The sequence below is a fragment of the Streptomyces parvulus genome, from assembly GCF_014648855.1.
Classification (GTDB): Bacteria; Actinomycetota; Actinomycetes; order Streptomycetales; family Streptomycetaceae; genus Streptomyces; species Streptomyces parvulus.
Map to the genome: position 1 here is coordinate 180,499 of NZ_BMRX01000007.1, position 25,164 is coordinate 205,662.

Here is a 25,164-nt window from a genome sequence, read left to right on the forward strand (position 1 = left end):
TGCCGCCTGAGGCGACAACTGCGAACAAGTGCGGCGAGTTACGGAAAAGCGGCGCATTCCACCGGAGATCACTCGAACCGGTGAGTCGGCCAACGACCGCGCGGCGCTTGCCTCTTGACGGCCGAGGAGGCGTGCGGCGGCGCGGGGGCCGGTACTACGGCTTCTCGACCTCGGCGGCGAGCCGGGTGAGCATCGCGTCGTAGATCCGGGCGAGCCCCTTGGGCGCGAAGGTCTTCTCGAAGAAGCCGCCGACGCCGCCGGCGCCCTGCCAGGCGGTGTGGACGACCACCCGGGACTTCCCCTCGCCCGCGGGCGTGACCCGCCAGGTGGTGACCATCGAGGAGTTGCGGTCCTTCTCGACCAGCTCGCCGTCGGCCGGCTCGGTGACCTCCAGCAGGCAGTCGCGGACGCGCTTGCTGGTGGCCTGGAGCTTCCAGTGCACGAGGGTGCCCTCGCCGTCGCCGCCCTCGCGGACCTCGTACTCGCTGAAGTGCTCGGGGAGCAGCTTCTCGCGGGTTCCGCTGTAGTCGGCGAGGGTGTCGAACACCGTCTCCGCGTCCGCCGCGACGATCCGCTCCGTCTCCGCCTCGACCTGCGCCATCGGGTTCCTCCAGGGCCTGGTTCTCGGGGTCGGGGCAAGCCAACCACCCCGCCGCCCGGCCACCAAATCGGGGGGCGTGAAGCGGCCGCGCGCGACTGCGCCGCACGATCAAGGGAACACATGTTCTATTGTGTGGCCAGTACTACCGAGGAGGCGTCCATGCGCTGGGAGAACCTCACCGACTCCGACCACACCCGGGCGGCCGACCCCGCGCTGTTCGGCGCGGACGCGGTGACCACCCGCACCTTCGACACGCCCGAGTTCCGCGGCGTCACCTTCCACGAGGTCCGGGCCCGCTCGATCCTCAACCGCGTGCCGGGGGCCTCGCGGATGCCGTTCGAGTGGACCGTGAACCCCTACCGGGGCTGCACGCACGCGTGCGTCTACTGCTTCGCGAGGAAGACGCACAGCTACCTGGACCTCGACACGGGGCTCGGCTTCGACTCGCAGATCGTCGTCAAGGTGAACGCGCCCGAGCTGCTGCGCCGGCAGCTGGCGTCGCGCCGCTGGCAGGGCGAGCACGTGGCGATGGGCACCAACGTCGACTGCTACCAGCGCGCCGAGGGCCGCTACCGGCTGATGCCCGGCATCATCGACGCCCTCGCCGAGCGCGCCAACCCCTTCTCGATCCTGACCAAGGGCACCCTGATCCTGCGCGACCTGGACCGGCTGACGCGGGCGGCCCGGGTGACGGACGTGGGCATCTCGGTCTCGGTCGGCTTCACCGACACCGAGCTGTGGCGCACCGTGGAGCCGGGCACGCCGGCGCCGGAACGCCGGCTGGAGGTCGTACGGACCCTCGGTGAGCACGGCATCGGCTGCGGGGTCCTGATGGCGCCGGTGATCCCCTTCCTCGGCGACGAACCGGCCCAACTGCGCGCGACGGTGCGGGCGATCGCCGCCGCCGGGGCCACCTCGGTCACACCCCTCGTGCTGCACCTGCGCCCGGGGGCCCGCGAATGGTTCATGGCCTGGCTGGCGGAGCACCATCCGCACCTGGTGCGCCGGTACGAGCGGCTGTACGCGGAGGGGGCCTACGCCCCGAAGTGGTACCAGCGCCGGATCACCCGTCAGGTGCACGACCTGGCCCGCGAGTACGGCATCGGCCCCGCCCGGGCGGGAATGCCCCGGCGGATCGCCGAGCCCGGTCCCGCGCCGGACGCCGGGGAAGCCACCGGGGCCGCCGCCACCACGGAGCCGGTCCAACTTTCGCTCATCTAGCAGCACTCGACGGCCTTCGGGGCATTCGAGGGCATCTTCCGGCCCAATCGGGTCACGTCGGTGCAGAAAGCGTTCTTCCGAGGGCGCTCGCCGGGACGATGCGGCGAGGACCGCGACCCGCGCGGACCGCAGCCGCCTTCTCCGGAGGACGCCATGAGACAACGCGCAGCCGTGCTGTGCGGCGCCGCCGTCATCGCCGCCGGGAGTGTCACGGCCCTCCCCGCCGAGGCGAGCACGGCCCGTCCCGCCCGGACCCCGGCCGCCGCGCCCTCGGCGGACCTCCAGTGGCGGAAGTGCGCCACGGAGGACTACCCGACGCTCCAGTGCGCGTCCCTGAAGGTCCCGCTCGACCACGCGCGCCCGCGCGGGCGGCAGATCACGCTCGCCCTGTCCCGGGTGCCGCACACCGCGGCGGCGTACCAGGGCCCGCTGCTGGTCAATCCCGGCGGCCCCGGCGGCAGCGGGCTGACGCTCGCCGGGTTCGTGGCGTCCTCGCTGCCCGCGAAGGTGGCCGCGCAGTACGACGTCGTCGGCTTCGACCCGCGCGGGGTGGGCCGCAGCAGCCCCGCCCTGGACTGCCGGCCCGGCCACTTCGACCCCGTGCGCCCCGACTCGCTGCCCGGCACGCCGCAGGCCGAGCGGGCCAACCTGGCGCGCGCGGAGGCCTTCGCCGACGCCTGCGGCGACCAGTACGCGGACGTCCTGCCGTACATCGACACGGTGAGCGCCGCGCGGGACGTGGACGCGATCCGGGCGGCGCTCGGCGCGGAGCGGATCAACTACTTCGGCTACTCGTACGGGACCTATCTCGGCGCCGTCTACGCCAAGCTCTTCCCCGCGCGGGTGCGGCGGCTGGCCCTGGACTCCGTCGTCGGCCCGGACGACGTCTGGTACGACGCCAACCTCAACCAGGACCTCGCCTTCAACGACCGGCACCGGGCGTTCCTGGCGTGGGTCGCCCGGCACGACGCGGCCTACGGGCTGGGCGGCGATCCGGAGCGGGTCGAGCGGGCGTGGTACGCGATGCGGGCGGCCCTGGCGAAGGAGCCCGCGGGCGGACGGGTCGGCGCCTCGGAGCTGGAGGACACCTTCATCCCGGGCGGCTACTACAACGGCTACTGGCCCTACCTCGCGGAGGCCTTCGCCGCCTACGCGAACGACGGGGACATCGGGCCGCTGGTCGAGGCGTACGAGAACTTCGGGGCCCAGGACGCGGCCGGGGACAACGGCTACAGCGTCTACACCGCCGTGCAGTGCCGCGACGCGGCCTGGCCGCGCGACTGGGAGGAGTGGCGCGACGACCACTGGGGCCTGTACGAGAAGGCGCCGTTCATGGTCTGGAACAACGCCTGGTACAACGCGCCGTGCGCGTCCTGGCCGACGGGTCCGCGCCGCCCGGTGGACGTCGCCAACCGCGATCTGCCGCCCGCGCTGCTGTTCCAGGCGACCGGCGACGCGGCCACCCCGTACGGGGGCGCGGTCGCCGCGCACCGGCTGCTGCGCGGCTCGGCCCTCGTCGTCGAGGAGGGCGGCGGGAACCACGGCATCACGCTGAGCGGCAACTCCTGCCTGGACGGGCACCTGGCCGCCTACCTGGCCGACGGCACCGTGCCGGGCGGCCCCGGCGCGGCGGGCACGGGCGAACCGGACGCCGTGTGCGCGGCACTGCCCGAGCCGGAGCCGCTGGAGTCCAAGGCGGCGTCGACGTCCTCGCGCGGATCGACGCTGCACGGGCTGCTCGGCTTCCGCGGCTAGCACGGGGGATCCTGCCGGGGGCGCTGTCGGTGCCGTGGGCCAGGATGGGCGTATGACCGAGCCGACCAGGATCCACGCCCCCGACGGCGTCGCGCCCGCCGCCCAGTACTCCCATGTCGTCGTCGGCACCGGGCGGTTCGTGGCCGTCTCGGGTCAGCTCGCCCTCGACGAGGACGGCCGGTTGGTCGGCGTGGGCGACCCCGCCGCTCAGGCCCGCCAGGTCTTCGAGAACCTGCGCCGGTGCCTGGCCGCGGCGGGCGCCGGTTTCGGCGACGTGGTGAAGCTGACGTACTTCGTCACGGACATGGCGCACATGGACGCGATCCGCGCCGCTCGCGCCGCGCACATACCCGGCGACCGGCTGCCGGCCGCGTCGGCCGTGCAGGTGTCCGCGCTGGTCCGGCCGGAGTTCCTGATGGAGATCGAGGCCTTCGCGGTGGTGGCGCCGTGAGCGGGCCGCTGGTGCGGGAGATGACCCGCGCCGACTGCGAGCGGGTGGCCCTCATCCGCGTGCGGGGCTGGCGGACCGCGTACCGGGGCCTGGTCCCGCAGGTGTACCTGGACGGCATGGACCCCGCCGGCGACGCCGAGCGGCGCCGCGTCCTGTTCGACGGCGCACCGGCGGGGGTGGAGAACCTGGTCGCCGAGGACGAGCGCGGCGAGGTCGTCGGCTGGGCCTGCCACGGTCCCTACCGGGACGGTCAACGGGCCACGGAGGAAGCCGAGTTGTACGCGATCTACGTGGACCCGGAGCGGCTCGGCGCGGGCGTCGGGCAGGCCCTGATCCGGGAGTCCACGCGCCGGTGCGCGGCGGCGGGGCACCGGCGGATGCTGCTGTGGGTGCTGCGGGACAACACCCGCGCCCGGCGCTTCTACGAACGGGCGGGTTTCCGGTTCGACGGCACCGAGGAGCCGTTCCTGGTGGAGGGCGTCGAGGTGCCCGAGGTGCGGTATGCCGCCGACCTGGCCGGCTGAACCGGCCGGCGGCTCACCGCTGCCCGGGGATGCGCGCCAGCGCCCGCACCGCCGCCTCGGCCAGCGCCGGGTGGGCCAGGGCGTCGTTCAGCACGGGGCCGGCCCGGTCGTCGCCGAGGGCCCCCAGCCCCTCGACGCAGGCGAGCGCGACGCGGCGGTGCGGGTCGTGGGGGCGCAGCCGGCGTTCCAGCGTGGTGATCAGAGCGGGCACGGCCTCGGGGGCCCGCAGCTCGACCAGCAGCCGCACCGGTTGCAGGGCGTAGGCGACCCGCAGTTCGTTGGTGGCGAGGGCGGCGGCCGCGCGGGCGGTGCGGGGGTCGCCGAGGCGGGCCAGGGCACGGGCGGCGGCGGCGCAGCGCGGCGGGTCCCGGTGGTTGAGCAGCAGTACGAGGGACTCGAAGGCCCGGCGGTCCCCGGCGGTCCCGAGCCGGAAGGCGGCCAGCTCCCGCGCCCAGAGCGGATGTCCGGGCTCGGTGAGCACCGCGGCCAGTTCGTCGCGGTCCGCGGTCGCCGCCAGACAGTCGTGGGCCGCCGGGGCGTCCGGCACGCCCGAGGCCGCCGCCTCGGCCCGTAAGCGCTCCGTGACCACTCGCAACTCTTCGTCCATGACACCGAGGTTAGGGGCGTCACACCCCTCGTGGGACGTACATCACGAACACGAGGGGCTGGCGCGCTCGTTACCCGCGAGTTAACCTCAGACGAGCGGGTCACCCTCCCGCAGCAACTCCTCACGGTGGTCTGGTGACGCGGCCGCCGGGAGATCAGTCGGTTCGGTACCACGGGTACCGCAGGACGGTTCGGCCCCGGGACAGGGCCGGGCCGGAGAGAGCCGCCGGGCGGGCGTGTGCACGCCCCCGCGACGGCACCGGGCGTGTGCGAATCCAGCCCGGCCACACCCGCACTCCGCACTCCTTCCTCCTCCACGCGACCGGCGCGCCCCGAGCGGCGTCCGCGCGTGGTCCGTCGTCACCCTCATTCCTGGAGTCCCGCGATGGCCACTCCCCTGTCCGACACCCCTCTGTCCCCGCTCCGGACCATCGCCGTGGTCGGCCTCGGCACCATGGGCACCGGCATCACCGAGGTGCTGGCCCGGGCCGGCCGCACCGTCGTCGGCGTCGACGTCAGCGAGGAGCAGGCCGCCAGGGCACTGGCCGCGCTGGAGTCCTCCACCGCCCGCGCCGTCGAGCGCGGCCGCCTCACCGCCGAGGAGCGCGGCGAGGCCCTCGCCCGCGTCCGCACCACCACCGACCTGCGCGCGGCGGCCGACGCCGACCTGGTGATCGAGGTGGTGCCGGAGTCGTACGAGGTCAAGCAGCTGGTCTTCCGGGAACTGGACGGGATCGTGCGTCCGGAGACCATCCTGGCGACCGGCACCAACGCCCTGTCGGTGACGCGTCTTGCCGCCGAGTCGTCCCGTCCGGAGCGGGTGCTCGGGCTGCACTTCTTCAACCCGGCCCCGGCCATGAAGCTGGTCGAGGTCGTCTCCTCGGTGCTGACCGCGCCGGCCGCCGTCGCGGCGGTCACCGACCTGGCCCTGGACCTCGGCAAGGAGCCGGTGGCGGTGGGCGACCGGCCCGGGTTCGTCGCGGACGGCCTGCTGTTCGGCTACCTCAACCAGGCCGCGGCCATGTACGAGGCCAACTACGCCTCCCGCGAGGACATCGACGCCGCGATGCGCCTCGGCTGCGGCCTGCCGATGGGGCCGCTGGCCCTGTTGGACCTGGTCGGCGTGGACACCGCGCGCACGGTCCTTGAGGCCATGTACGCCGCCTCCCGCGACCGGCTGCACGCGCCCGCGCCGATCCTCAGGCAGCTCAGCGAGGCGGGCCTGACCGGCCGCAAGGCGGGGCGCGGCTTCTACACCTACGAGGCGCCGGGCAGCGCCGTCGTGGTGCCGGACGCGCTGACCCCGCGCGCGGACGCCGTCCCCGTCGCGGGCCGTCCGGTGCGCGCGGTGGGGGTCGCCGGGTCGGGCACCATGGCCTCCGGCATCGCGGAGGTGTTCGCCAAGGCCGGGTACGAGGTCGTGCTCGCCGCCCGCAGCGCGGAGAAGGCGCAGACCGCGAGGGCCCGGGTCGGCAAGTCGCTGGCCCGCTCCGTCGACAAGGGGCGGATGAGCGCCGAGGACGCCGCGCGGGCGCTGGAGCGGATCACGCCGACGGGGTCCTACGACGACTTCGCCGACGTCGACCTGGCCGTGGAGGCGGTCGCCGAGGACCTGGAGGTCAAGCGGCAGCTGTTCGCGACGCTGGACAAGGTCTGCAAGCCCGGCGCGGTGCTGGCCACCACCACCTCCTCGCTGCCCGTCGTCGCCTGCGCCCGCGCCACCTCGCGCCCGCAGGACGTCATCGGCATGCACTTCTTCAACCCCGCGCCGGCCATGAAGCTGGTCGAGGTGGTCCGCACGGTGCTCACGGCGGACGACGTGCACGCCACCGTGCGGGAGGTCTGCGCGAAGATCCGCAAGCACGCCGTGGACTGCGGCGACCGGGCCGGGTTCATCGTCAACGCGCTGCTGTTCCCGTACCTGAACAACGCGGTGAAGATGGTCCAGGAGCACTACGCGACGCTCGACGACATCGACGCCGCGATGAAGCTGGGCGGCGGTTACCCGATGGGCCCCTTCGAGCTGCTTGACGTGGTCGGCCTGGACGTGTCGCTGGCCATCGAGAAGGTCCTGCACCGCGAGTTCCGCGACCCCGGTCTGGCTCCGGCGCCGTTGCTGGAGCATCTGGTGGCCGCGGGCTGCCTCGGCCGCAAGACGGGCCGCGGCTTCCGCGAACATGCCCGCCGCTGAGCGTCCGGGCGACTGGTTCCGGTCACCCGAGGACTGGGGCGGGCTGCTCGATCCCGCCGGGTCTCCCCCGCCCTCCGCGGGCGGGGAGATCCCCGGTCACGCGCATGATTGCGTGCACATGCAGTACGTTCGGGTCATGCCCCAGCCCGCCAAGTCCACACGTACCCCAGCCTCGGCCGACGCTCCGGAGAGCGCGGCGGGCAGCCGGGCCGCCGCCCAGAGGCTCAAAATGCGCCGGGAGCTGGCGGCGGCGGCCATGGAGCTGTTCGCGGCCAAGGGGTACGAGGCGACCACCGTCGACGAGATCGCGGCCCAGGCCGGGGTCGCCCGCCGCACCTTCTTCCGCCACTTCCGCTCCAAGGAAGAGGCGATCTTCCCGGACCACGACGACACCCTGGTGCGCGCGGAGGCGGTCCTCAACGCGGCGCCGGCGCACGAGCATCCGCTCGACACGGTGTGCCGCGGCATCAAGGAGGTCATGAAGATGTACGCGGCGCGGCCGGAGATCTCGGTCGCCCGCTACAAGCTGACCCGTGAGGTGCCCACCCTGCGCGAGGCGGAGATCGCGTCGGTGGCCCGCTACGAGCGCCTGTTCACCCGCTACCTGCTCGGCCACTTCGACGAGCACGCGCACGACGACGACGCCAACGACGACCCGCTGCTGGCGGAGGTGGCCGCCTCCGCCGTGGTCACCGCCCACAACCACGTGCTGCGGCGCTGGCTGCGGGCGGGTGGCCAGGGCGACGTGGAGAGCCAGCTCGACCACGCCTTCGCGATCGTCCGCAAGACCTTCGGCACCGGCATCGGGGCGGGGCGGGGCGCGGCCTCCACGGGGCGCCAGGCGGGCTCCTCGGCGTCCGTGCAGGGCGACGTGCTGGTGACGGTCGCGCGGACCGACGCGCCGCTGCACGAGGTCATGCGGACCATCGAGCAGGCCCTCAAGGAGCACTGACGCCGGTTTTTCCGCCTGTCCGCTGTGACGACGGCCACCCGACCGGGTGGCCGTTTTCGCATGTCAACGCCTGTTTTCCAGCGTCTCGCGACCCCCGTTCGATCGATCATCGCTCATCTGTCGCGGTAATTTTTCATCTGAGTGGAAGTTCTGGCACCCAGTGCCTTGCGGGGTGACACGCGGTGCCATACGTTGAAGGTGTCCGGGCTGTCCCCGCGAGCCATCGCCCGCGTGCCCGGCGCCTGCGTCACAGGCACCCTCCGCGCCACAAAGCGCTGCCGAAGCACCACACCCGCCGAACCGACGGCACCCCTCACCCGACCCTCAGCAGCACCGACGTAACCCTCAGCGCCCCTCCCTCAGGGCGCTCGACGCCGGAGGCAACACCGTGACCATGAAGGACATCCTGGCCGCGATCCAGTCGGCCGACTCCACGCCGGACGACTTCGCCGCCCTGCAGCTCCCCGAGTCGTACCGCGCGATCACCGTGCACAAGGACGAGACCGAGATGTTCGCGGGCCTCGAGACCCGCGACAAGGACCCGCGCAAGTCGATCCACCTCGACGAGGTGGCGCTGCCGGAGCTGGGCCCCGGCGAGGCCCTGGTGGCCGTCATGGCCTCCTCGGTCAACTACAACTCGGTGTGGACGTCGATCTTCGAGCCGCTCTCCACCTTCGGCTTCCTGGAGCGGTACGGCCGCACCAGCGACCTGGCCAAGCGCCACGACCTGCCGTACCACATCATCGGCTCCGACCTCGCGGGCGTCGTGCTGCGCACCGGTCCCGGCGTCAACTCCTGGCACCCCGGCGACGAGGTCGTCGCGCACTGCCTCTCCGTCGAGCTGGAGTCCTCCGACGGACACAACGACACGATGCTCGACCCCGAGCAGCGCATCTGGGGCTTCGAGACCAACTTCGGCGGCCTCGCCGAGATCGCGCTCGTCAAGTCCAACCAGCTGATGCCCAAGCCGGGCCACCTCAGCTGGGAGGAGGCCGCGGCCCCCGGCCTGGTCAACTCCACCGCCTACCGCCAGCTGGTCTCGCGCAACGGGGCCGGCATGAAGCAGGGCGACAACGTGCTCATCTGGGGTGCCAGCGGCGGCCTCGGCTCCTACGCCACCCAGTTCGCGCTGGCCGGCGGCGCCAACCCGGTCTGCGTCGTCTCCAGCCCGCAGAAGGCGGAGATCTGCCGCTCGATGGGCGCCGAGGCGATCATCGACCGCAACGCCGAGGGGTACAAGTTCTGGAAGGACGAGCGCACCCAGGACCCCAAGGAGTGGAAGCGCTTCGGCAAGCGCATCCGCGAGTTCACCGGCGGCGAGGACATCGACATCGTCTTCGAGCACCCCGGCCGCGAGACCTTCGGCGCCTCGGTCTTCGTCACCCGCAAGGGCGGCACCATCACCACCTGCGCCTCGACCTCGGGCTACATGCACGAGTACGACAACCGCTACCTGTGGATGTCCCTGAAGCGCATCATCGGCTCCCACTTCGCCAACTACCGCGAAGCCTGGGAGGCCAACCGCCTCATCGCCAAGGGCAAGATCCACCCGACCCTCTCCAAGGTGTACGCCCTGGAGGAGACCGGCCAGGCGGCCCACGACGTCCACCGCAACGCCCACCAGGGCAAGGTCGGTGTGCTCTGCCTCGCCCCCGAGGAGGGCCTGGGCGTGCGCGACGAGGAGATGCGCGCCCGGCACGTCGACGCCATCAACCGCTTCCGGAACGTCTGAGGAGCGCCGCATGACCGATCGCCAGCCCGCCGAAGGCAAGCGCGAGAAGGACCGGCCGTGGTTGATGCGGACCTACGCCGGTCACTCCACGGCCGAGGCGTCCAACGAGCTGTACCGGCGCAACCTCGCCAAGGGCCAGACGGGTCTGTCGGTCGCGTTCGACCTGCCGACCCAGACCGGCTACGACTCCGACCACATCCTCGCCCGCGGCGAGGTGGGCCGGGTCGGCGTGCCGGTCGCGCACCTCGGCGACATGCGCCGGCTGTTCCAGGACATCCCCCTGGACCAGATGAACACCTCGATGACCATCAACGCCACGGCCATGTGGCTGCTGGCGCTCTACCAGGTCGTCGCCGAGGAGCAGGGCGTCGACATCACCAAGCTCCAGGGCACCACCCAGAACGACATCGTCAAGGAGTACCTCTCCCGCGGCACGCACGTCTTCCCGCCGGGGCCCTCGCTCCGCCTGACGACGGACATGATCGCCTACACGGTCTCCCACATCCCCAAGTGGAACCCGATCAACATCTGCAGCTACCACCTGCAGGAGGCGGGCGCCACGCCGGTGCAGGAGATCGCGTACGCGATGTCCACCGCGATCGCCGTCCTGGACGCCGTGCGCGACAGCGGCCAGGTGCCGCAGGAGCGCATGGGCGACGTCGTGGGCCGCATCTCGTTCTTCGTGAACGCGGGCGTCCGCTTCGTCGAGGAGATGTGCAAGATGCGCGCCTTCGGCCGCATCTGGGACCGCGTCACCCGCGAGCGGTACGGCATCGAGAACCCCAAGCACCGCCGCTTCCGCTACGGCGTCCAGGTCAACTCCCTGGGCCTGACCGAGGCACAGCCGGAGAACAACGTCCAGCGGATCGTCCTGGAGATGCTGGCGGTCACCCTCTCCAAGGACGCGCGCGCGCGTGCCGTGCAGCTGCCGGCCTGGAACGAGGCGCTGGGCCTGCCCCGGCCCTGGGACCAGCAGTGGTCGCTGCGCATCCAGCAGGTGCTGGCGTACGAGAGCGACCTGCTGGAGTACGGCGACCTCTTCGAGGGCTCGACGGTGGTCGGGGCGAAGGTGGACGAGCTGGTCGAGGAGTCGCTCGCGGAGATGGAGCGCATCGAGGAGATGGGCGGCGCCATGGCCGCCGTCGAGTCCGGATACCTCAAGTCCCAGCTGGTCGCCTCGCACGCCGAGCGCCGGGCCCGGATCGAGTCGGGCGAGGAGAAGATCATCGGCGTCAACGCCTTCGAGGGCACCGAGCCGAACCCGCTCACCGCCGACCTGGACACCGCGATCCAGACCGTCGACCCGGCGGTCGAGGCACGCGTCATCGCCTCGCTGCTGAACTGGCGCGACACCCGCTACCAGCCGCCCTTCAACCACCCGCGCCCCTGCAAGGCCCTGGACAGGCTGAAGGAGGCCGCCAAGGGCACCGACAACCTCATGGAGGCCACCCTGGAGTGCGCCCGCGCCGGCGTCACGACCGGCGAGTGGGCCGGGGCGCTGCGCGAGGTCTTCGGCGAGTTCCGGGCCCCCACCGGGGTGTCCTCGGCGCCGGTCGCCGTCGCGGCCGAGGAGGGGTCGGCGCTGGCCGGGGTACGCCGGAAGGTGGATCTGACCGCCAAGGACCTCGGCGTCGGCAAGCTGCGCTTCCTGGTCGGCAAGCCCGGCCTGGACGGCCACTCCAACGGCGCCGAGCAGATCGCGGTGCGGGCCCGCGACGCCGGCTTCGAGGTGGTCTACCAGGGCATCCGGCTGACGCCGGAGCAGATCGTGGACGCCGCGCTCGCCGAGGACGTGCACGCGGTGGGCCTGTCCATCCTGTCCGGCTCGCACGCCCAGCTCGTCCCCGACGTGCTGGACCGCCTCCGTGTGGCCGGTGCCACGGATATACCGGTGATCGCCGGTGGCATCATCCCGAACGGAGATGCCGAAGCGCTGCAGGCCGCCGGAGTGGCCGCGGTCTTCACCCCGAAGGACTTCGACATCACCGGCATCATCGGCAGGATCGTCGACGAGATCCGGTACGCGAACAAGCTCGACCCCTTGGAGGTCCCCGCATGACGACGACCGTCAACCGCCTGCGCCCCCGCCGCTCCTGTCTGGCGGTGCCGGGAAGCAACCCCCGCTTCCTGGAGAAGGCGCAGGGCCTCCCGGCCGACCAGGTCTTCCTCGACCTGGAGGACGCGTGCGCGCCGCTCGCCAAGCCGGAGGCGCGCCACACCATCGTCAAGTTCCTCAACGAGGGCGACTGGACGGGCAAGACCCGCGTCGTGCGCGTCAACGACTGGACGACCGAGTGGACGTACCGCGACGTCGTGACGGTGGTGGAGGGCGCGGGCCCGAACCTGGACTGCATCATGCTGCCGAAGGTGCAGGACGCGCAGCAGGTGGTCGCCCTCGACCTGCTGCTCACGCAGATCGAGAAGACGATGGGCTTCGAGGTCGGCCGCATCGGCATCGAGGCGCAGATCGAGAACGCGCAGGGCCTGAACAACGTCAACGCGATCGCGCAGGCCTCCCCGCGCGTCGAGACCATCATCTTCGGCCCGGCCGACTTCATGGCGTCCATCAACATGAAGTCCCTCGTGGTGGGCGAGCAGCCGCCCGGCTACCCGGCGGACGCCTACCACTACATCCTGATGAAGATCCTCATGGCCGCCCGCGCCAACAACCTCCAGGCGATCGACGGACCCTACCTCCAGATCCGCAACGTGGACGGCTACCGCGAGGTCGCGCAGCGCGCCGCCGCCCTCGGCTTCGACGGCAAGTGGGTGCTGCACCCCGGACAGGTCGAGGCGTCCAACGAGATCTTCTCGCCCTCCCAGGAGGACTACGACCACGCCGAGCTGATCCTGGACGCGTACGACTACTACACCTCCGAGGCGGGCGGCAAGAAGGGCTCCGCGATGCTCGGCGACGAGATGATCGACGAGGCCAGCCGCAAGATGGCCCTGGTCGTCTCCGGCAAGGGACGCGCCGCCGGCATGAAGCGCACCAGCAAGTTCGAGATCCCGGAGGCGTGACGGCGATGCAGTTCGGACGGACCTACGAGGAGTTCGAGGTCGGGGCGGTGTACAAGCACTGGCCGGGCAAGACGGTCACCGAGTACGACGACCACCTGTTCTGTCTCCTCACCATGAACCACCACCCCCTGCACATGGACACGAACTACGCCGAGAAGACGACGGACTTCGGCAGGAACGTGGTGGTGGGCAACTACATCTACTCGCTCCTGCTCGGCATGTCCGTCCCGGACGTCTCCGGCAAGGCGATCGCCAACCTGGAGATCGAGTCGCTGAAGCACGTGGCGCCGACCTTCCACGGCGACACGGTCTACGGCGAGACGACCGTGCTCGACAAGTGGCCGTCCAAGTCGAAGGACGACCGGGGCATCGTCCACGTCGAGACCAAGGGCTACAAGCAGGACGGCACGCTCGTGTGCGTGTTCCGTCGCAAGGTGATGGTGCCGACAGAGACGTACATCAAGGAGCGCGGCGGCGAGCAGCCGGGCCGCCCCGACCTGAAGGAACAGGGGAAGTAGATGAGCCGCCTCGCCCAGACCCACGGCCTGACGGACGTGCAGACGGAGATCCTCTCCACCGTCCGGGACTTCGTGGACAAGGAGATCATCCCGGTCGCGACGGAGCTGGAGCACCGGGACGAGTACCCGCAGGACATCGTCGACGGGCTCAAGGAACTCGGCCTGTTCGGGCTGATGATTCCGGAGGAGTACGGGGGCCTGGGCGAGTCGCTCCTCACCTACGCGCTGTGCGTGGAGGAGATCGCCCGGGGCTGGATGTCGGTGTCCGGCATCATCAACACGCACTTCATCGTGGCGTACATGCTCAAGCAGCACGGCACGCAGGAGCAGAAGGACCACTTCCTGCCCCGGATGGCCGCGGGCGACATCCGCGGCGCCTTCTCGATGTCCGAGCCGGCGCTCGGTTCCGACGTGTCGGCCATCTCCTCGAAGGCGGTGCGGGACGGCGACGAGTACGTCCTGAACGGCCAGAAGATGTGGCTCACGAACGGCGGTACGTCGTCTCTGGTGGCCGTTCTCGTGAAAAGTGACGAGGGTCACCCCGAGGGCACCGCGGCCCACAAGTCGATGACGACCTTCCTCGTGGAGAAGGAGCCCGGCTTCGGCGAGGTGCGCCCCGGGCTGACCATCCCCGGCAAGATCGACAAGATGGGCTACAAGGGCGTCGACACGACCGAGCTCATCATGGACGGCCTGCGGGTTCCGGCCGATCGGGTGCTCGGCGGCGTCACCGGCCGAGGTTTTTACCAAATGATGGACGGCGTCGAGGTCGGCCGGGTCAATGTGGCGGCCCGTGGCTGCGGCGTCGCTCAGCGTGCCTTCGAACTCGGTGTCCAGTACGCCCAGCAGCGCCACACTTTCGGCAAGCAGATCGCCCAGCACCAGGCCATTCAGTTCAAGCTGGCCGAGATGGCTACCAAGGTGGAGGCGGCGCATGCGATGATGGTGAACGCTGCACGCAAAAAGGACTCGGGCGAACGAAACGACCTGGAAGCGGGGATGGCCAAGTACCTCGCCTCCGAGTACTGCAAAGAGGTCGTGGAGGACGCCTTCCGGATCCACGGCGGATACGGCTTCTCCAAGGAGTACGAGATCGAGCGCCTCTACCGCGAGGCCCCGATGCTCCTGATCGGTGAAGGCACCGCCGAGATCCAGAAAATGATCATCGGCCGCCGACTGCTCGAAGAGTATCGATTCCAGGGTTAGATGTCCGGATACGGGGTGTTTTCTTGGAGAAGAAGGTCACACCCCGTAGGCAGTGTTCGGCCGCCGACTCGGCTTCCTGGCTTACCCAGTTGCGGCTCAAAGCCGCTACGATCGCCGGAAAGCCGCCGTCCCCCGTCAGTGTGCGGCATCATCCGCTACGAAGGTCATCCATGCCCCACAGCCAAACCTCTGCACCTCGCGACAGCCTCGCCGGCGTACGCCTCGCGCGCGGAGCATCGCCGTGGCTTCTGCCGACCGTCGCCACCGCAGCCGTCAGCCTCCTGCGTGCCCGCCGTTCCGGCGCGGCCAAGGCCGTCGCCGTCCCGGCCACCGCGCTCGCGGCCGGGATGCTGTGGTTCTTCCGCGACCCCGAGCGCGAGATCACCCAGGGCCGGGTCGTCTCGCCCGCCGACGGTGTGGTGCAGAGCATCATGCCGTGGAAGGACGGCCGCACCCGCGTCGCGATCTTCATGAGCCCGCTCAACGTCCACGTGAACCGCGCCCCGCTGTCGGGCACGGTGACGTCGGTGGAGCACGTGCCGGGCGGCTTCGTTCCCGCTTTCAACAAGGAGAGCGAGAACAACGAGCGCGTCGTGTGGCACTTCGACACCGAGCTGGGCGACATCGAGATGATCCAGATCGCCGGCGCGGTGGCCCGCCGCATCGTCCCGTACGTGCCGCGGGGCACCAAGGTCGAGCAGGGCGACCGGGTCGGTCTGATCCGCTTCGGCTCGCGTGTCGACCTGTACCTGCCCGAGGGTGTGGAGGTCGACGTCGAAGTGGGTCAGAAGACGGTGGCTGGGGTGACTCGAATTGACCGTGATTGATCCGCAGACCCAGGCCGGATGGGTGCCCGAGGCCGACGAGGCGGACGAAGAGGAGGAGATGCCCCTCTCGCTCCGCCTGTCGATAGCGGACACCCTCACCCTCGGCAACGCCACGTGCGGGTTCATGGCGGTGTACTTCACCACCACCGGCATCCTCATCCCGCACCTCATGGGCAGCGACGAGTCGGGCATGGCCCGGCACAGCGCGGCCACCGCGGTCATCCTGATGCTGTGCGCGGCGATCTTCGACCTGTTCGACGGTCTCGTGGCCCGCAAGCTGCGCTCCTCGCCCATGGGCGCGGAGCTGGACAACCTCTCCGACCTGATCAGCTTCGGGCTGGCGCCGGCGTACTTCGTGCTCGTCTACGGCATGGTCGCGGACGACGCCTACCAGCGCGTGGCGGCGGTGGGGGCGATCGTGGTGCTGCTGGCGGTGGTGCTGCGGCTCGCGCGGTTCTCCTGCGTCACCGTCAAGGACGGCACCTTCCAGGGCATGCCGTCGCCGTTCGGTGCGCTGACGGTCGTGTCGATCGTGCTGCTCGAGCTGCCCTTCGTGGCGACGCTGCTGGCGATCATCGGCACGGCGTGGCTGATGGTCAGCCGCGTCGAGTACCCGAAGCCGCGGGGGCGCCTCGCGGTGGCCATGCTCTCGTGGATCGTGCTCTCCATGGGTCTGCTGGCCGCGTGGGCCTTCGACGCGCCGAGCGGGCAGCTGCTGCTCCAGACGGGGTGCGCGCTGCAGCTGGTGATGGGGGCGGTGATCCCGCTGTTCGCGACGGCGCGGCGGGTGAACAACTTCCGTGACAACCGGCGCGAGGCGCGGGCGGCGCAGCCGTAGCGACGGCGATGTGGAGAGGGCCCCGGACCTGATCGGTCCGGGGCCCTTCTTCTGTCAGCTCAGGAAGTCCCTGGCGATGCCCTCCGCCACCGTTTCCAGGATCGGCCCCGCCTCGGCGATGCACTTCTCCACGTCGGGCTCCACGTCCGTCAGCGGATAGGCGCGGCGGATCCCCGCCCGCCCCAGCGCGTCCGCCGGCAGCGCCAGCCGCCCGCACACCGCGACGACCTCCTTGCCCGCCGCCCGCGCCGCCGCCGCGACGCCGGCCGGTGCCTTGCCGTGCAGGGTCTGCTCGTCCAGCGAGCCCTCCCCCGTGACGACCAGACCGGCCCGCTCCAGCGCCGGCGCGAAGCCCAGCACGTCCAGCATCACCTCGATGCCGGGCCGGAACCGCGCCCCGAGCAGCAGCGCGCCGTACCCGATGCCGCCGGCCGCTCCGGCGCCCGGCGAGGCCGCGTACTCGGCGGCCCGCGCGCCGACGGACTCCGTGCCCGCCAGTACTTCCGCGAAGTGGGCGAGGGCCGCGTCCAGGGCCGCCACGTCGTCCGGCGAGGCGCCCTTCTGCGGGCCGTAGACCGCCGGCGCGCCCTTCGGGCCGGTCAGCGGGTTGTCGACGTCACTCGCGAGCACCAGCTCGACCTCCGCGAGGCGCGGGTCCAGGCCGGACAGGTCGGCCGAGGCCAGCGCGGCGAGGCCGCCCCCGCCCGGCGCGACCGGCTCGCCGTCCGCGTCCAGGAACCGCGCGCCGAGCGCGGCCAGCATCCCGGCGCCACCGTCGGTGGTGGCGCTGCCGCCGACCCCGAACACGATCGACCGGGCCCCCGCGTCCAGCGCGGCCCGCAGCAGCTCGCCCGAGCCGTAAGTCGAGGCGGTCAGCGGCGCGAGGACGCCCTCGGGCAGCCGCTGCAGGCCGCTGGCCTCGGCCATCTCCACCACGGCGGTGTCCCCGCGCAGCGCGTACGCCGCGGTCACCTGGTCGCCCAGCGGCCCGGCGACCCGCACCTCGCGGCGCTCGAACCCGGCCGCGACCGCGGCGGCCACGGTGCCGTCGCCGCCGTCGGCGACGGGCAGCGCCTCGACCACGACGTCGGGCACGACACGGCGCAGCCCGGCCGTCACGCGCTCGGCGACCTCCACGGCCGTCAGCGACCCCTTGAACTTGTCCGCGGCGACGAGCACCCGGCGGGCCCCGTCCACAGCAGCGTCAGCCACCTTGATCTCCCCTTGCTCTCCGAGCCTTGCGCACGTCAAGGCAGTCGCGCCGCTGCGACCATAACCGGAGGACACCCGCCTAGTCATGCCCTGCCCGCACCCTGGAACGGCCTCGGCGGGGACGGGCCCCGCTCTCGCTACGCTTTCGGGATGACCACTCCTGACTACGCCACGTACATCGCCGGCCTCCCCCGTGTCCTCGCCGGCGCCGCCGCGCTCTTCCGGGACGCCGGGGGCCGGGTGCTGCTCGTCGAGCCGAACTACCGCGAGGGGTGGGCGCTGCCCGGCGGGACGATCGAGTCCGACGACGGGGAGACCCCGCGGCAGGGCGCGCGGCGCGAGACCCTGGAGGAGATCGGTCTGGACGTCCCGCTGGGACGGCTGCTGGCGGTGGACTGGGTGGCCGGCACGGGCCGGCCGCCGATCGTGGCGTACCTGTACGACGGCGGCGTGCTCTCCGAGGAGGAGCTGAAGGCGATCAGGCTCCAGGAGGAGGAACTGCTGTCGTGGCGGCTGGTGCCGCGCTGCGAACTCGGCACCCACCTGCTCGGGTCGCTGCACGGCCGGGTGCTGGCCGCGCTGGACGTACTGGCGGACGGAGCGGGCCCGGCGGAGCTGGAGAACGGCGTCCGGGTCGGCCGATAACCGTTCGCCGGCCCCGCCCCCGCCGCCCTACCCTCGACCGCATGTCCAGCAAGCCGCTCGTCGCCATCCTCAGCGGGGCCGGTGTCTCCACCGACTCGGGCATCCCGGACTACCGCGGCCCCAACGGGCTGTGGCGGCGGGACCCGGAGGCCGAGAAGCTCGTCACGTACGAGTACTACATGGGCGATCCGGAGATCCGCCGCCGCTCCTGGCTGATGCGGCGGGCGAACCGGACGCTGGGCGCCGAGCCGAACGCGGCGCACCGGGCGGTCGCCGAGCTGGAGCGTTCGGGGGTCCCGGTCCGCGTGATCACGCAGAACGTGGACGGCCTGCACCAGCGCGCCGGGCTCTCCCCCCGCAAGGTCCTCGAACTGCACGGCACCGCGCTGAGCTACGTGTGCACCGGCTGCCGGGTCCGCGGCCCGATGGCGGACGCTCTCGCCCGGGTCGACGCCGGTGAGGACGACCCGCCGTGTCTGGAGTGCGGCTCCGTCCTGAAGCCGGCGACCGTGATGTTCGGCGAGCGCCTCGACCCGGTCGTGATGGGTGAGGCGCTCGCCGTCAGCAAGGCCTGCCAGGTGTTCGTCGCCGTCGGCACCAGCCTCCAGGTGCAGCCCGCCGCGGGCCTGGCCGGGGTGGCCGCCGACCACGGCGCCCGGCTGGTCGTCGTCAACGCGGAGCCGACGCCGTACGACGACCTGGCCGACGAGGTGATCCGCGAACCGATCGGCACGGCCCTGCCCCAGCTGCTGCGCGGGCTGGGCTAGAACAGCGGCGCCGGGGCCGGGACGCCCCGCTCGAAGTCCAGCAGCCGGCGCTTGCGGTCCAGGCCGCCGCCGTAGCCGGTGAGGGAGCCGCCGGCGCCGATGACGCGGTGGCAGGGGACGATGATGCCGATCGGGTTGCGGCCGTTGGCGAGGCCCACGGCGCGGGAGGCGGCCGGGTTGCCGAGGGCGTCGGCGAGTTCGCCGTAGGTCCTGGTCTCGCCGTACGGGATGGAGCGGAGGCGGTCCCATACCGTGCGCTGGAACGGGGTGCCGTTCAGCCGCAGGTCGAGGGTGAAGTCGGTCAGCCTGCCCTCGAAGTACGCGGTCAGTTCCTCCTCCGCCTGCGCGAACGGCGCGTCGTCGGGTGTTCCGAAGGTCTCCTCCGGCGGGCGGTGGCGCTGGTCGGTCATGTAGAGGCCGCACAGGACGCCGTCCTCGGCGACCAGGGTGAGCGGGCCGTAGGGGCTGTCGGTCACGGTGTGCTGTTTCATGGGGGCTCCTCGGCCCGGTTCAGGCGGGCAGGAAGTTGATCGGGTGGCTGTCGGTCGCCCACAGGTACTGGACGGCGTACGCCCGCCAGGGGCGCCAGGCCGCGGCGCGGGCGGTGAGCGCGGCCGGGGTGGAGGGCAGGCCCAGGTCCCCGGCGGCCCGGCGGACGCCGAGGTCGGTGGGGAGGAAGGCGTCGGGGTCGCCGAGGGCGCGCATCGCGATGACGTCGGCGGTCCAGGGGCCGAAGCCGGGCAGCGCCAGGAGGCGGGCGCGGGTGTCGGCCCAGTCGCACTCGACGCCCAGGTTCACCGAGCCGTCGGCGAGGCGGGCGACCAGGGTGGTGAGGGTCGCGCGGCGGGTCCGGGGCATCGCCAGGGTCTGCGGGTCCACCGCCGCCAGCGCGGCCGTCGACGGGAAGAGGTGGGTCAGGCCGCCCTCCGGGTCGTCGACCGGGTCGCCGTGGGCCGTGACCAGGCGGGCGGCGTGGGTGCGGGCGGCGGCGGTGGAGACCTGCTGGCCGAGGACGGCCCGGACCGCGAACTCGGCCTCGTCCACCGTGCGCGGGACGCGCCGGCCGGGTGCCTTGTCGACCAGCGGCGCGAGCAGCGGGTCGGCGCGCAGCTGGTCGTCGACGGCGACCGGGTCGGCGTCCAGGTCGAGCAGCCGGCGGCAGCGGCTGATCGCGACGGTCAGGTCGCGCGGGTCGCCGAGGGTGAGGCGGCAGGCGATGTGGTCGGGGCCGGGGGTGAGGGCCACGGTGCCGTGAGCGTGCGGGAGGCGCAGGGTGCGGCGGTAGGCGCCGTCCCGCCACTCCTCGACGCCGGGTACGGCGGTGGCGGCGAGGTGGCCGAAGAGGTTGTCGGGGTTGAGGGGGGTGCGGAAGGGGAGGCGCAGAGAGAGGGTGCCGGGGGTGGAGCCGGCGACGCGGTGCTGCGGGGCGCGGGTGCGCAGTTCGCTCGGGGAGAGGGCGAAGACCTCGCGGACGGTGTCGTTGAAGGCGCGGACGGAGGCGAAGCCGGCCGCGAAGGCGACGTCCGCCATGGGCAGCGGGGTGGTCTCGATGAGGACGCGGGCGGTCTGGGCGCGCTGCGCGCGGGCGAGGGCGAGCGGGCCCGCGCCCAGCTCGGCGAGGAGCTGGCGTTCGACCTGCCGGGCGCTGTAGCCGAGGCGGGCGGCGAGGCCGGGCACGCCCTCGCGGTCCACGACGCCGTCGGCGATGAGCCGCATGGCGCGGGCGGTGAGGTCGGCCCGCCGGTTCCACTCCGGGGAGCCGGGGCTGGTGTCGGGGCGGCAGCGTTTGCAGGCCCGGAATCCGGCCTGCTGGCAGGCGGCCGCGCTCGGGTAGAAGGTCATGTTCTCGGACTTGGGCGGCACCACGGGACAGCTGGGCCGGCAGTAGATGCGGGTGGTCAGGACGGCGGTGAAGAACCAGCCGTCGAACCGCGCGTCCTTCGACCGGACGGCGCGCACGCAGCGCTCGGTGTCGGTGTGCATTCCCGTCTGCATGGGTCCAGCATGGTGCACCGACGGGGCCCGGGCTGGCGGGAATCCGACATGGAGGTTTCCCGGACTGGGCGCCGGCGTACCGGTACCCGCGTCCGGGAGACTTCCTGCCGTCCCGCGGGGGGCTACTCGGTCGCCGTGCGCCGCCGTGCGGCGCGCATCGCCTCGCGCACGTCGGTGAGCGGGCGCAGCCGGTAGGTGTAGGCGTAGTCCCGGTCGGCGAACAGCTTGAACTCGTCGTGCGTGTGCGCGCCCCAGCTGTTGTCGCCGCCGACGCCCATCTGGCGGTGGTTGAGGCGCAGGACGACCTCGTCGCGCGGCGTCAGCTGGTAGTCGTGCCGGACGCCGGTGGAGAGGTCCTCGGGGGTGAAGTGGGAGGCGTTGGCCTCCAGCAGGGGTTCGCCGGACGCGAGCAGCCCCTTGCCGTCGGGTCCGGTGAGGGCGATCCAGCGGACGTCGGTCTTGTTGCCGTTCTCCTGCGGGCGGATGTACGGCGTCCACTGCTCGGCGACGGTGCCGGAGTAGAGGCCGACGTCGGTGCCGGTGTTGCGGTCCCAGTGGTTCTCCTCGGGGCCGCGCCCGTAGTAGTGCAGGCGGTCCAGGCGGCCCGGCAGGAAGAGGAGGGTGCCGATCTCGGGGATGTAGGGCAGGGACGCGGCGCCCGGGTGCAGGGTGTTGTCGACCTTGATCTCGCCGTTGCCGAACACCGTGTAGGTGGTGGTGTACGCCGACTCGACCGTGGTGGGCAGGGTGCCGCTGACCTTGATCTCCACGGCGCGGTCGCCGAGGGCCCGCACGGCGACGCCGGTGACCGCGCGGCGGGCGCCCGCGTCGCGCCAGGTCTGGTTGCGGGTGTGCTGGCCGTTGCCCTTGTCGTTGTCGGTGGGCGCCCGCCAGAAGTTGGGCGCGGGGCCCGAGGTGAGCAGCCGGGTGCCCTTCGCCTCGTAGGAGGTGATGGTGCCGGTGCGCTTGTCGACGGTGACGGAGAAGTCCCGGCCGCGGACCCGCACCTCCCGGTCGCGGTCGTCGTGGCGCAGGGCCGGGACGCTCGCGAGCCGTACGGGGGCGGCGGCGGGGGTTTCGGGGCCGGCGGGGAGCTGCTGCCGGGCCACCTCGAAGCCCGCGTCGGCCCACGGGGCGGACTCCTTGGTGGTGAAGGAGAGTTCGAGGAAGTACTCGGTGCCCTCCTCCGCGTCGTCCGGCAGCCGGACGGGGAGGGTGATGTCCTTGCGGGTGCCGGGAGCGACGTCGAGCTGGTCCCGGGTCAGTTTCCCGCCCCGCACCGCCTTGCCGTCGGCGACGAGTTCCCACCGGCCGTCGAACTCGCGCAGTCCGGTGAACAGGTACTCGTTGGCGAGGGTGAGCGCCCCGGGGCCGCCGCCGGGCCGGCGGGTGGCGTGGACGGCCTGGTAGACGCGCTTGACCTCGGCGGCCTTGCCGGTGTGCCCGCGGTCGGCGGTGACGATGCCGTCGGCCACGAAGGCACCGTCGTTGGGGTTGTCGCCCCAGTCGCCGCCGTAGGCGAGGAAGGTCTTCTCCCGGGGCCGTTTCCGCTCGGTGCGCACCGTGGCGGCGTCGAACCAGAACCGCACGCCGTCGTCGTGCGGACGGCGGTCGTCGCGGGCCAGTTCGGCGGCGGTGAGGGCGCGGGCGTAGACGCGGGCGCGCCGGATCCGGCCGCTGAACTCCCTGATCTGGTTGTCGGCGTCGGTGGCGAGGGCGAGGGGCGCGGTGTTGCCGCTGGGGCGGCGGTCGGTGGTGCGGGTGGCCCGTACGACACCGTCGACGTGGAGGGTCAGCGTCCCGGCGTCCGCGTCGAAGACGCCGGCGAGGTGGTGCTCCTTGCCGGTCCAGTCATCGGGGACGTCCCAGTTGGCGGTGATCCACTGGCCTTCGGAGTGGATGAAGAACTCCAGCTTCCGGTCGTTCTGCTTGAGCGCGTACTGGGTGTCGCCCTTGGCGATGATCGGCTGGTGGTAGCCGGTCACGTGCGGGGTGATCCAGGCCTCCAGGGTGAGGGAGCCCCGCAGGTCGAGGCTGTCGTCGCGCTCGAAGACGGTGATGCCGGACAGGCCCTCGTCCCGGTCGAGGCTGCCGCGGGTGGCGAGGATCTCGCCGCGCAGCGCGGCCGGCCCGGACTCGGTGAGCAGGGTGCGGGCGGGGACCGGGGTGTACAGGGACTGGTCGACGAAGTCCCAGATCCAGCCGCCCTGGAGGACGTCGTGGGCGCGGACGACGTCCCAGTACTTCTTGAGGTTGCCGGTGGAGTTCCCCATCGAGTGGGCGTACTCGATCATGACGTACGGCCGGGTGTCGGAGGTGTCCCGGGCGCGCTGCTCGACGCGCTGCGGGGTGTCGTACATCTCGGAGCGGATGTCGCTGATGCCGGGGCGGTCGTCGCCCTCGTACTGGATGACGCGGGTGGGGTCGTAGGAGCGGATCCAGTCGTGCATGGCGGTGAAGGTGCTGCCGCCGCCCGCCTCGTTGCCCAGCGACCAGATGACGACCGAGGCGTGGTTCTTGTCGCGGTGGACCATGTTCTGGGCGCGGGCCACGCAGGCCTCGGTCCAGTCGGGATGGTCGCCGGGGTACTCGTCGCGGATGCCGTGGGTCTCCAGGTTGGTCTCGTCGACGAGGTAGAGGCCGTACTCGTCGGCCAGTTCCAGCCAGTACGGGTTGTCGGGGTAGTGCGAGGTGCGGACGCTGTTCATGTTCATCCGCTTGATGATCTTCGCGTCCTCGACCATGTCCTCGCGGGTGAGGGCGGTGCCGCGGGACGGGTGCATCTCGTGCCGGTTGGTGCCGCGGAAGGAGACGGGCCGGCCGTTGATCCGCATCAGCCCGTCCCTGAGCGCGAACTCGCGCAGGCCGACCCGGTGGGACAGGGTCTCGACGACCTTGCCCGCCGGGTCCCGCAGGCGCAGCACGGCCGTGTAGAGGTACGGGTGCTCGGCCGACCAGAGCCGGGGCTCGGGCACCGCCTTGGCGGCCCGTACGGTGACGTCCTCGCCGGCGCCTGCCGTGCCGAGGTCGGCGGTCTGCTGGAGGGCGCGGGACCAGACGGCGTGGCCGCGCGCGTCGTAGAGCTGGGTCTCGACGGTGTAGCGGCCGGTGCCGCCCTCGCCGTACGCCCGCACGCTCGCGGTGACGGCCAGCTCGGCGGCGGTGTATCCGTCGCCGAGCGGGGTGTCCAGCTTGAAGTCGCGCAGGTGCACGGTGGGGGTGGAGTACAGGTAGACCGAGCGGAAGATGCCGCTCAGCCGGATCATGTCCTGGTCCTCCAGCCAGTCGCCGTCGGCGTAGCGGTAGACCTCCACGGCGATCTGGTTGGTGCCGGGCTTCAGGTGGTCGGTGATGTCGTACTCGGAGGGGGTGTAGGAGTCCTCGTCGTAGCCGAGCAGTTCGCCGTTGATCCACACGTAGTGGGCGGACTTGACGCCCTCGAAGTGGAGGAAGGTGCGGCGGCCCGTCCAGTCGCGGGGGACGGTGAAGGTGCGCCGGTACTGGCCGACCGGGTTGTAGCGGGTCGGCGCGGCGGGCGGCCGGGGGTCCTCGCCGAGGCCGTTGGGGCCCCAGTACGGGTAGGTGATGTTCAGGTAGATCGGGAAGTCGTGGCCGTGCAGCTGCCACACGGACGGGACGGGGATGGTGTCCCAGTCCCCGTCGTCGGTGTCGGTGCGGTGGAAGTCGGCGTCCCGGTCCTCGGGGCGGTCGGCGTAGGCGAACTTCCAGGTGCCGTCCAGGCTGAGCCGGTACGGCGAGCGGGTGCGGTCGCCCGCGAGGGCCTGCTCGGCGTCCCGGTACGGCATGAGGGTGGCGTGCGGCGGTTCGGTTCCGAGCCGGAACACGCCGAAGTCGTTCCACTCCGGGGAGGCGTCGGCCGCCGGCCGCCGTCCGGCCGCGTGCGCCCCGGTGGGCGACGCGGACAGGGCGAGGGCGCCGAGGACGGCGGCACCGCCCTCCAGGAGACGGCGGCGGCTGACGGCCGGGAGGTGGGGGCGGGCCGGGGATCCGGTGGGTGACACGGGCGAGTGCGGCATGACCGTGGCCTTCCGTGGGCTTCGGGGGCGGCTCAACACACGGTGCTGTGGGGGCAGTTGGCAGG

General features: G+C 72.1%; 21 protein-coding genes. 15 read left to right on the forward strand and 6 right to left on the reverse strand.

Annotation, left to right across the window (positions count from 1 at the left end; genetic code table 11):
- Window positions 1-154: 154 nt before the first annotated feature.
- Complete coding sequence (locus IE108_RS15025; RefSeq protein ID WP_064730617.1) at window positions 155-601, reverse strand: SRPBCC family protein; 447 nt, start codon at window positions 599-601, stop codon at window positions 155-157.
- Window positions 602-760: 159 nt separating this feature from the next.
- On the opposite strand from IE108_RS15025, the gene IE108_RS15030 reads away from it, so the two are divergent.
- The 4 genes from IE108_RS15030 (at window position 761) to IE108_RS15045 (ending at window position 4,552) form a co-directional block, all read left to right on the forward strand.
- On the forward strand, window positions 761-1,822 hold the full coding sequence (locus IE108_RS15030) for an Rv2578c family radical SAM protein (RefSeq protein ID WP_064730616.1): 1,062 nt from the start codon (window positions 761-763) through the stop codon (window positions 1,820-1,822).
- Window positions 1,823-1,975: 153 nt separating this feature from the next.
- A complete protein-coding gene (locus tag IE108_RS15035) occupies window positions 1,976-3,577 on the forward strand; it encodes an alpha/beta hydrolase (RefSeq protein WP_064730615.1) in 1,602 nt (533 codons plus the stop codon).
- A 52-nt stretch (window positions 3,578-3,629) separates the two neighbouring features.
- On the forward strand, window positions 3,630-4,028 hold the full coding sequence (locus IE108_RS15040; protein ID WP_064730614.1) for a RidA family protein: 399 nt from the start codon (window positions 3,630-3,632) through the stop codon (window positions 4,026-4,028).
- A gap of 20 nt (window positions 4,029-4,048) precedes the next feature.
- Window positions 4,049-4,552, forward strand: a complete 504-nt coding sequence (locus tag IE108_RS15045) for a GNAT family N-acetyltransferase (RefSeq protein WP_107420504.1) — start codon at window positions 4,049-4,051, stop codon at window positions 4,550-4,552.
- Window positions 4,553-4,565: 13 nt separating this feature from the next.
- Here IE108_RS15045 and IE108_RS15050 read toward each other — a convergent pair whose 3' ends face one another.
- Window positions 4,566-5,159, reverse strand: coding sequence for an adenylosuccinate lyase (locus IE108_RS15050; RefSeq protein WP_064730612.1), 594 nt, complete (start codon window positions 5,157-5,159; stop codon window positions 4,566-4,568).
- A 384-nt stretch (window positions 5,160-5,543) separates the two neighbouring features.
- Between IE108_RS15050 and IE108_RS15055 the strand changes: the two genes are divergently transcribed.
- From IE108_RS15055 to pssA, 9 genes are all read left to right on the forward strand, one after another.
- A complete protein-coding gene (locus IE108_RS15055) occupies window positions 5,544-7,349 on the forward strand; it encodes a 3-hydroxyacyl-CoA dehydrogenase family protein (RefSeq protein ID WP_064730611.1) in 1,806 nt (601 codons plus the stop codon).
- Window positions 7,350-7,485: 136 nt separating this feature from the next.
- Window positions 7,486-8,301 carry a TetR family transcriptional regulator gene (locus IE108_RS15060; RefSeq protein WP_079163862.1) on the forward strand — a complete coding sequence of 272 codons (816 nt, stop codon included), beginning with the start codon at window positions 7,486-7,488 and terminating at the stop codon, window positions 8,299-8,301.
- 394 nt (window positions 8,302-8,695) lie between these two features.
- Window positions 8,696-10,033 (forward strand): crotonyl-CoA carboxylase/reductase, encoded by a 1,338-nt coding sequence (gene ccrA, locus IE108_RS15065; protein WP_064732036.1) that lies wholly within the window; start codon window positions 8,696-8,698, stop codon window positions 10,031-10,033.
- Window positions 10,034-10,043: 10 nt separating this feature from the next.
- Window positions 10,044-12,092 (forward strand): ethylmalonyl-CoA mutase, encoded by a 2,049-nt coding sequence (locus tag IE108_RS15070; RefSeq protein WP_064730609.1) that lies wholly within the window; start codon window positions 10,044-10,046, stop codon window positions 12,090-12,092.
- Complete coding sequence (locus IE108_RS15075; protein WP_064730608.1) at window positions 12,089-13,054, forward strand: HpcH/HpaI aldolase/citrate lyase family protein; 966 nt, start codon at window positions 12,089-12,091, stop codon at window positions 13,052-13,054. Before IE108_RS15070 ends, IE108_RS15075 begins: the two co-directional genes overlap by 4 nt.
- A gap of 5 nt (window positions 13,055-13,059) precedes the next feature.
- Window positions 13,060-13,572: a MaoC family dehydratase gene (locus IE108_RS15080; protein ID WP_064730607.1), complete on the forward strand. Its 513-nt coding sequence runs from the start codon at window positions 13,060-13,062 to the stop codon at window positions 13,570-13,572.
- A complete protein-coding gene (locus IE108_RS15085) occupies window positions 13,573-14,778 on the forward strand; it encodes an acyl-CoA dehydrogenase family protein (RefSeq protein ID WP_064730606.1) in 1,206 nt (401 codons plus the stop codon).
- Between the two features lie 170 nt (window positions 14,779-14,948).
- On the forward strand, window positions 14,949-15,605 hold the full coding sequence (locus IE108_RS15090; RefSeq protein WP_064730605.1) for a phosphatidylserine decarboxylase: 657 nt from the start codon (window positions 14,949-14,951) through the stop codon (window positions 15,603-15,605).
- A gap of 22 nt (window positions 15,606-15,627) precedes the next feature.
- Complete coding sequence (gene pssA / locus IE108_RS15095) at window positions 15,628-16,443, forward strand: CDP-diacylglycerol--serine O-phosphatidyltransferase (protein ID WP_064730604.1); 816 nt, start codon at window positions 15,628-15,630, stop codon at window positions 16,441-16,443.
- A 54-nt stretch (window positions 16,444-16,497) separates the two neighbouring features.
- Here pssA and IE108_RS15100 read toward each other — a convergent pair whose 3' ends face one another.
- On the reverse strand, window positions 16,498-17,640 hold the full coding sequence (locus tag IE108_RS15100) for a glycerate kinase (RefSeq protein ID WP_064730603.1): 1,143 nt from the start codon (window positions 17,638-17,640) through the stop codon (window positions 16,498-16,500).
- A gap of 165 nt (window positions 17,641-17,805) precedes the next feature.
- Here IE108_RS15100 and IE108_RS15105 point away from each other — a divergent pair, with 165 nt between their 5' ends.
- Window positions 17,806-18,300 (forward strand): NUDIX domain-containing protein, encoded by a 495-nt coding sequence (locus IE108_RS15105; protein ID WP_064730602.1) that lies wholly within the window; start codon window positions 17,806-17,808, stop codon window positions 18,298-18,300.
- Between the two features lie 41 nt (window positions 18,301-18,341).
- Window positions 18,342-19,067, forward strand: a complete 726-nt coding sequence (locus tag IE108_RS15110) for an SIR2 family NAD-dependent protein deacylase (RefSeq protein ID WP_064730601.1) — start codon at window positions 18,342-18,344, stop codon at window positions 19,065-19,067.
- On the opposite strand, the gene IE108_RS15115 is transcribed toward IE108_RS15110, so the two are convergent.
- The 3 genes from IE108_RS15115 to IE108_RS15125 form a co-directional block, all read right to left on the reverse strand.
- Complete coding sequence (locus tag IE108_RS15115; protein WP_064730600.1) at window positions 19,064-19,558, reverse strand: methylated-DNA--[protein]-cysteine S-methyltransferase; 495 nt, start codon at window positions 19,556-19,558, stop codon at window positions 19,064-19,066. The two genes, IE108_RS15110 and IE108_RS15115, sit on opposite strands and share 4 nt — an antisense overlap.
- A gap of 19 nt (window positions 19,559-19,577) precedes the next feature.
- On the reverse strand, window positions 19,578-21,062 hold the full coding sequence (locus IE108_RS15120) for an AlkA N-terminal domain-containing protein (protein WP_269465972.1): 1,485 nt from the start codon (window positions 21,060-21,062) through the stop codon (window positions 19,578-19,580).
- A gap of 122 nt (window positions 21,063-21,184) precedes the next feature.
- Complete coding sequence (locus tag IE108_RS15125; protein WP_064730598.1) at window positions 21,185-25,099, reverse strand: glycoside hydrolase family 2 TIM barrel-domain containing protein; 3,915 nt, start codon at window positions 25,097-25,099, stop codon at window positions 21,185-21,187.
- Window positions 25,100-25,164 lie beyond the last annotated feature (65 nt).

Coding starts and splice junctions, on each gene's coding strand:
- IE108_RS15045 (WP_107420504.1), top strand. CDS start 4,049: ATGACCCGCGCCGACTGCGAGCGGGTGGCCCTCATCCGCGTGCGGGGC.
- IE108_RS15050 (WP_064730612.1), bottom strand. CDS start 5,159: ATGGACGAAGAGTTGCGAGTGGTCACGGAGCGCTTACGGGCCGAGGCG.
- IE108_RS15025 (WP_064730617.1), bottom strand. CDS start 601: ATGGCGCAGGTCGAGGCGGAGACGGAGCGGATCGTCGCGGCGGACGCG.
- IE108_RS15085 (WP_064730606.1), top strand. CDS start 13,573: ATGAGCCGCCTCGCCCAGACCCACGGCCTGACGGACGTGCAGACGGAG.
- IE108_RS15070 (WP_064730609.1), top strand. CDS start 10,044: ATGACCGATCGCCAGCCCGCCGAAGGCAAGCGCGAGAAGGACCGGCCG.
- IE108_RS15055 (WP_064730611.1), top strand. CDS start 5,544: ATGGCCACTCCCCTGTCCGACACCCCTCTGTCCCCGCTCCGGACCATC.
- IE108_RS15110 (WP_064730601.1), top strand. CDS start 18,342: ATGTCCAGCAAGCCGCTCGTCGCCATCCTCAGCGGGGCCGGTGTCTCC.
- ccrA (WP_064732036.1), top strand. CDS start 8,696: ATGAAGGACATCCTGGCCGCGATCCAGTCGGCCGACTCCACGCCGGAC.
- IE108_RS15030 (WP_064730616.1), top strand. CDS start 761: ATGCGCTGGGAGAACCTCACCGACTCCGACCACACCCGGGCGGCCGAC.
- IE108_RS15040 (WP_064730614.1), top strand. CDS start 3,630: ATGACCGAGCCGACCAGGATCCACGCCCCCGACGGCGTCGCGCCCGCC.
- IE108_RS15115 (WP_064730600.1), bottom strand. CDS start 19,558: ATGAAACAGCACACCGTGACCGACAGCCCCTACGGCCCGCTCACCCTG.
- IE108_RS15035 (WP_064730615.1), top strand. CDS start 1,976: ATGAGACAACGCGCAGCCGTGCTGTGCGGCGCCGCCGTCATCGCCGCC.
- IE108_RS15120 (WP_269465972.1), bottom strand. CDS start 21,062: ATGCAGACGGGAATGCACACCGACACCGAGCGCTGCGTGCGCGCCGTC.
- IE108_RS15125 (WP_064730598.1), bottom strand. CDS start 25,099: ATGCCGCACTCGCCCGTGTCACCCACCGGATCCCCGGCCCGCCCCCAC.
- IE108_RS15090 (WP_064730605.1), top strand. CDS start 14,949: ATGCCCCACAGCCAAACCTCTGCACCTCGCGACAGCCTCGCCGGCGTA.
- IE108_RS15060 (WP_079163862.1), top strand. CDS start 7,486: ATGCCCCAGCCCGCCAAGTCCACACGTACCCCAGCCTCGGCCGACGCT.
- IE108_RS15080 (WP_064730607.1), top strand. CDS start 13,060: ATGCAGTTCGGACGGACCTACGAGGAGTTCGAGGTCGGGGCGGTGTAC.
- IE108_RS15105 (WP_064730602.1), top strand. CDS start 17,806: ATGACCACTCCTGACTACGCCACGTACATCGCCGGCCTCCCCCGTGTC.
- IE108_RS15075 (WP_064730608.1), top strand. CDS start 12,089: ATGACGACGACCGTCAACCGCCTGCGCCCCCGCCGCTCCTGTCTGGCG.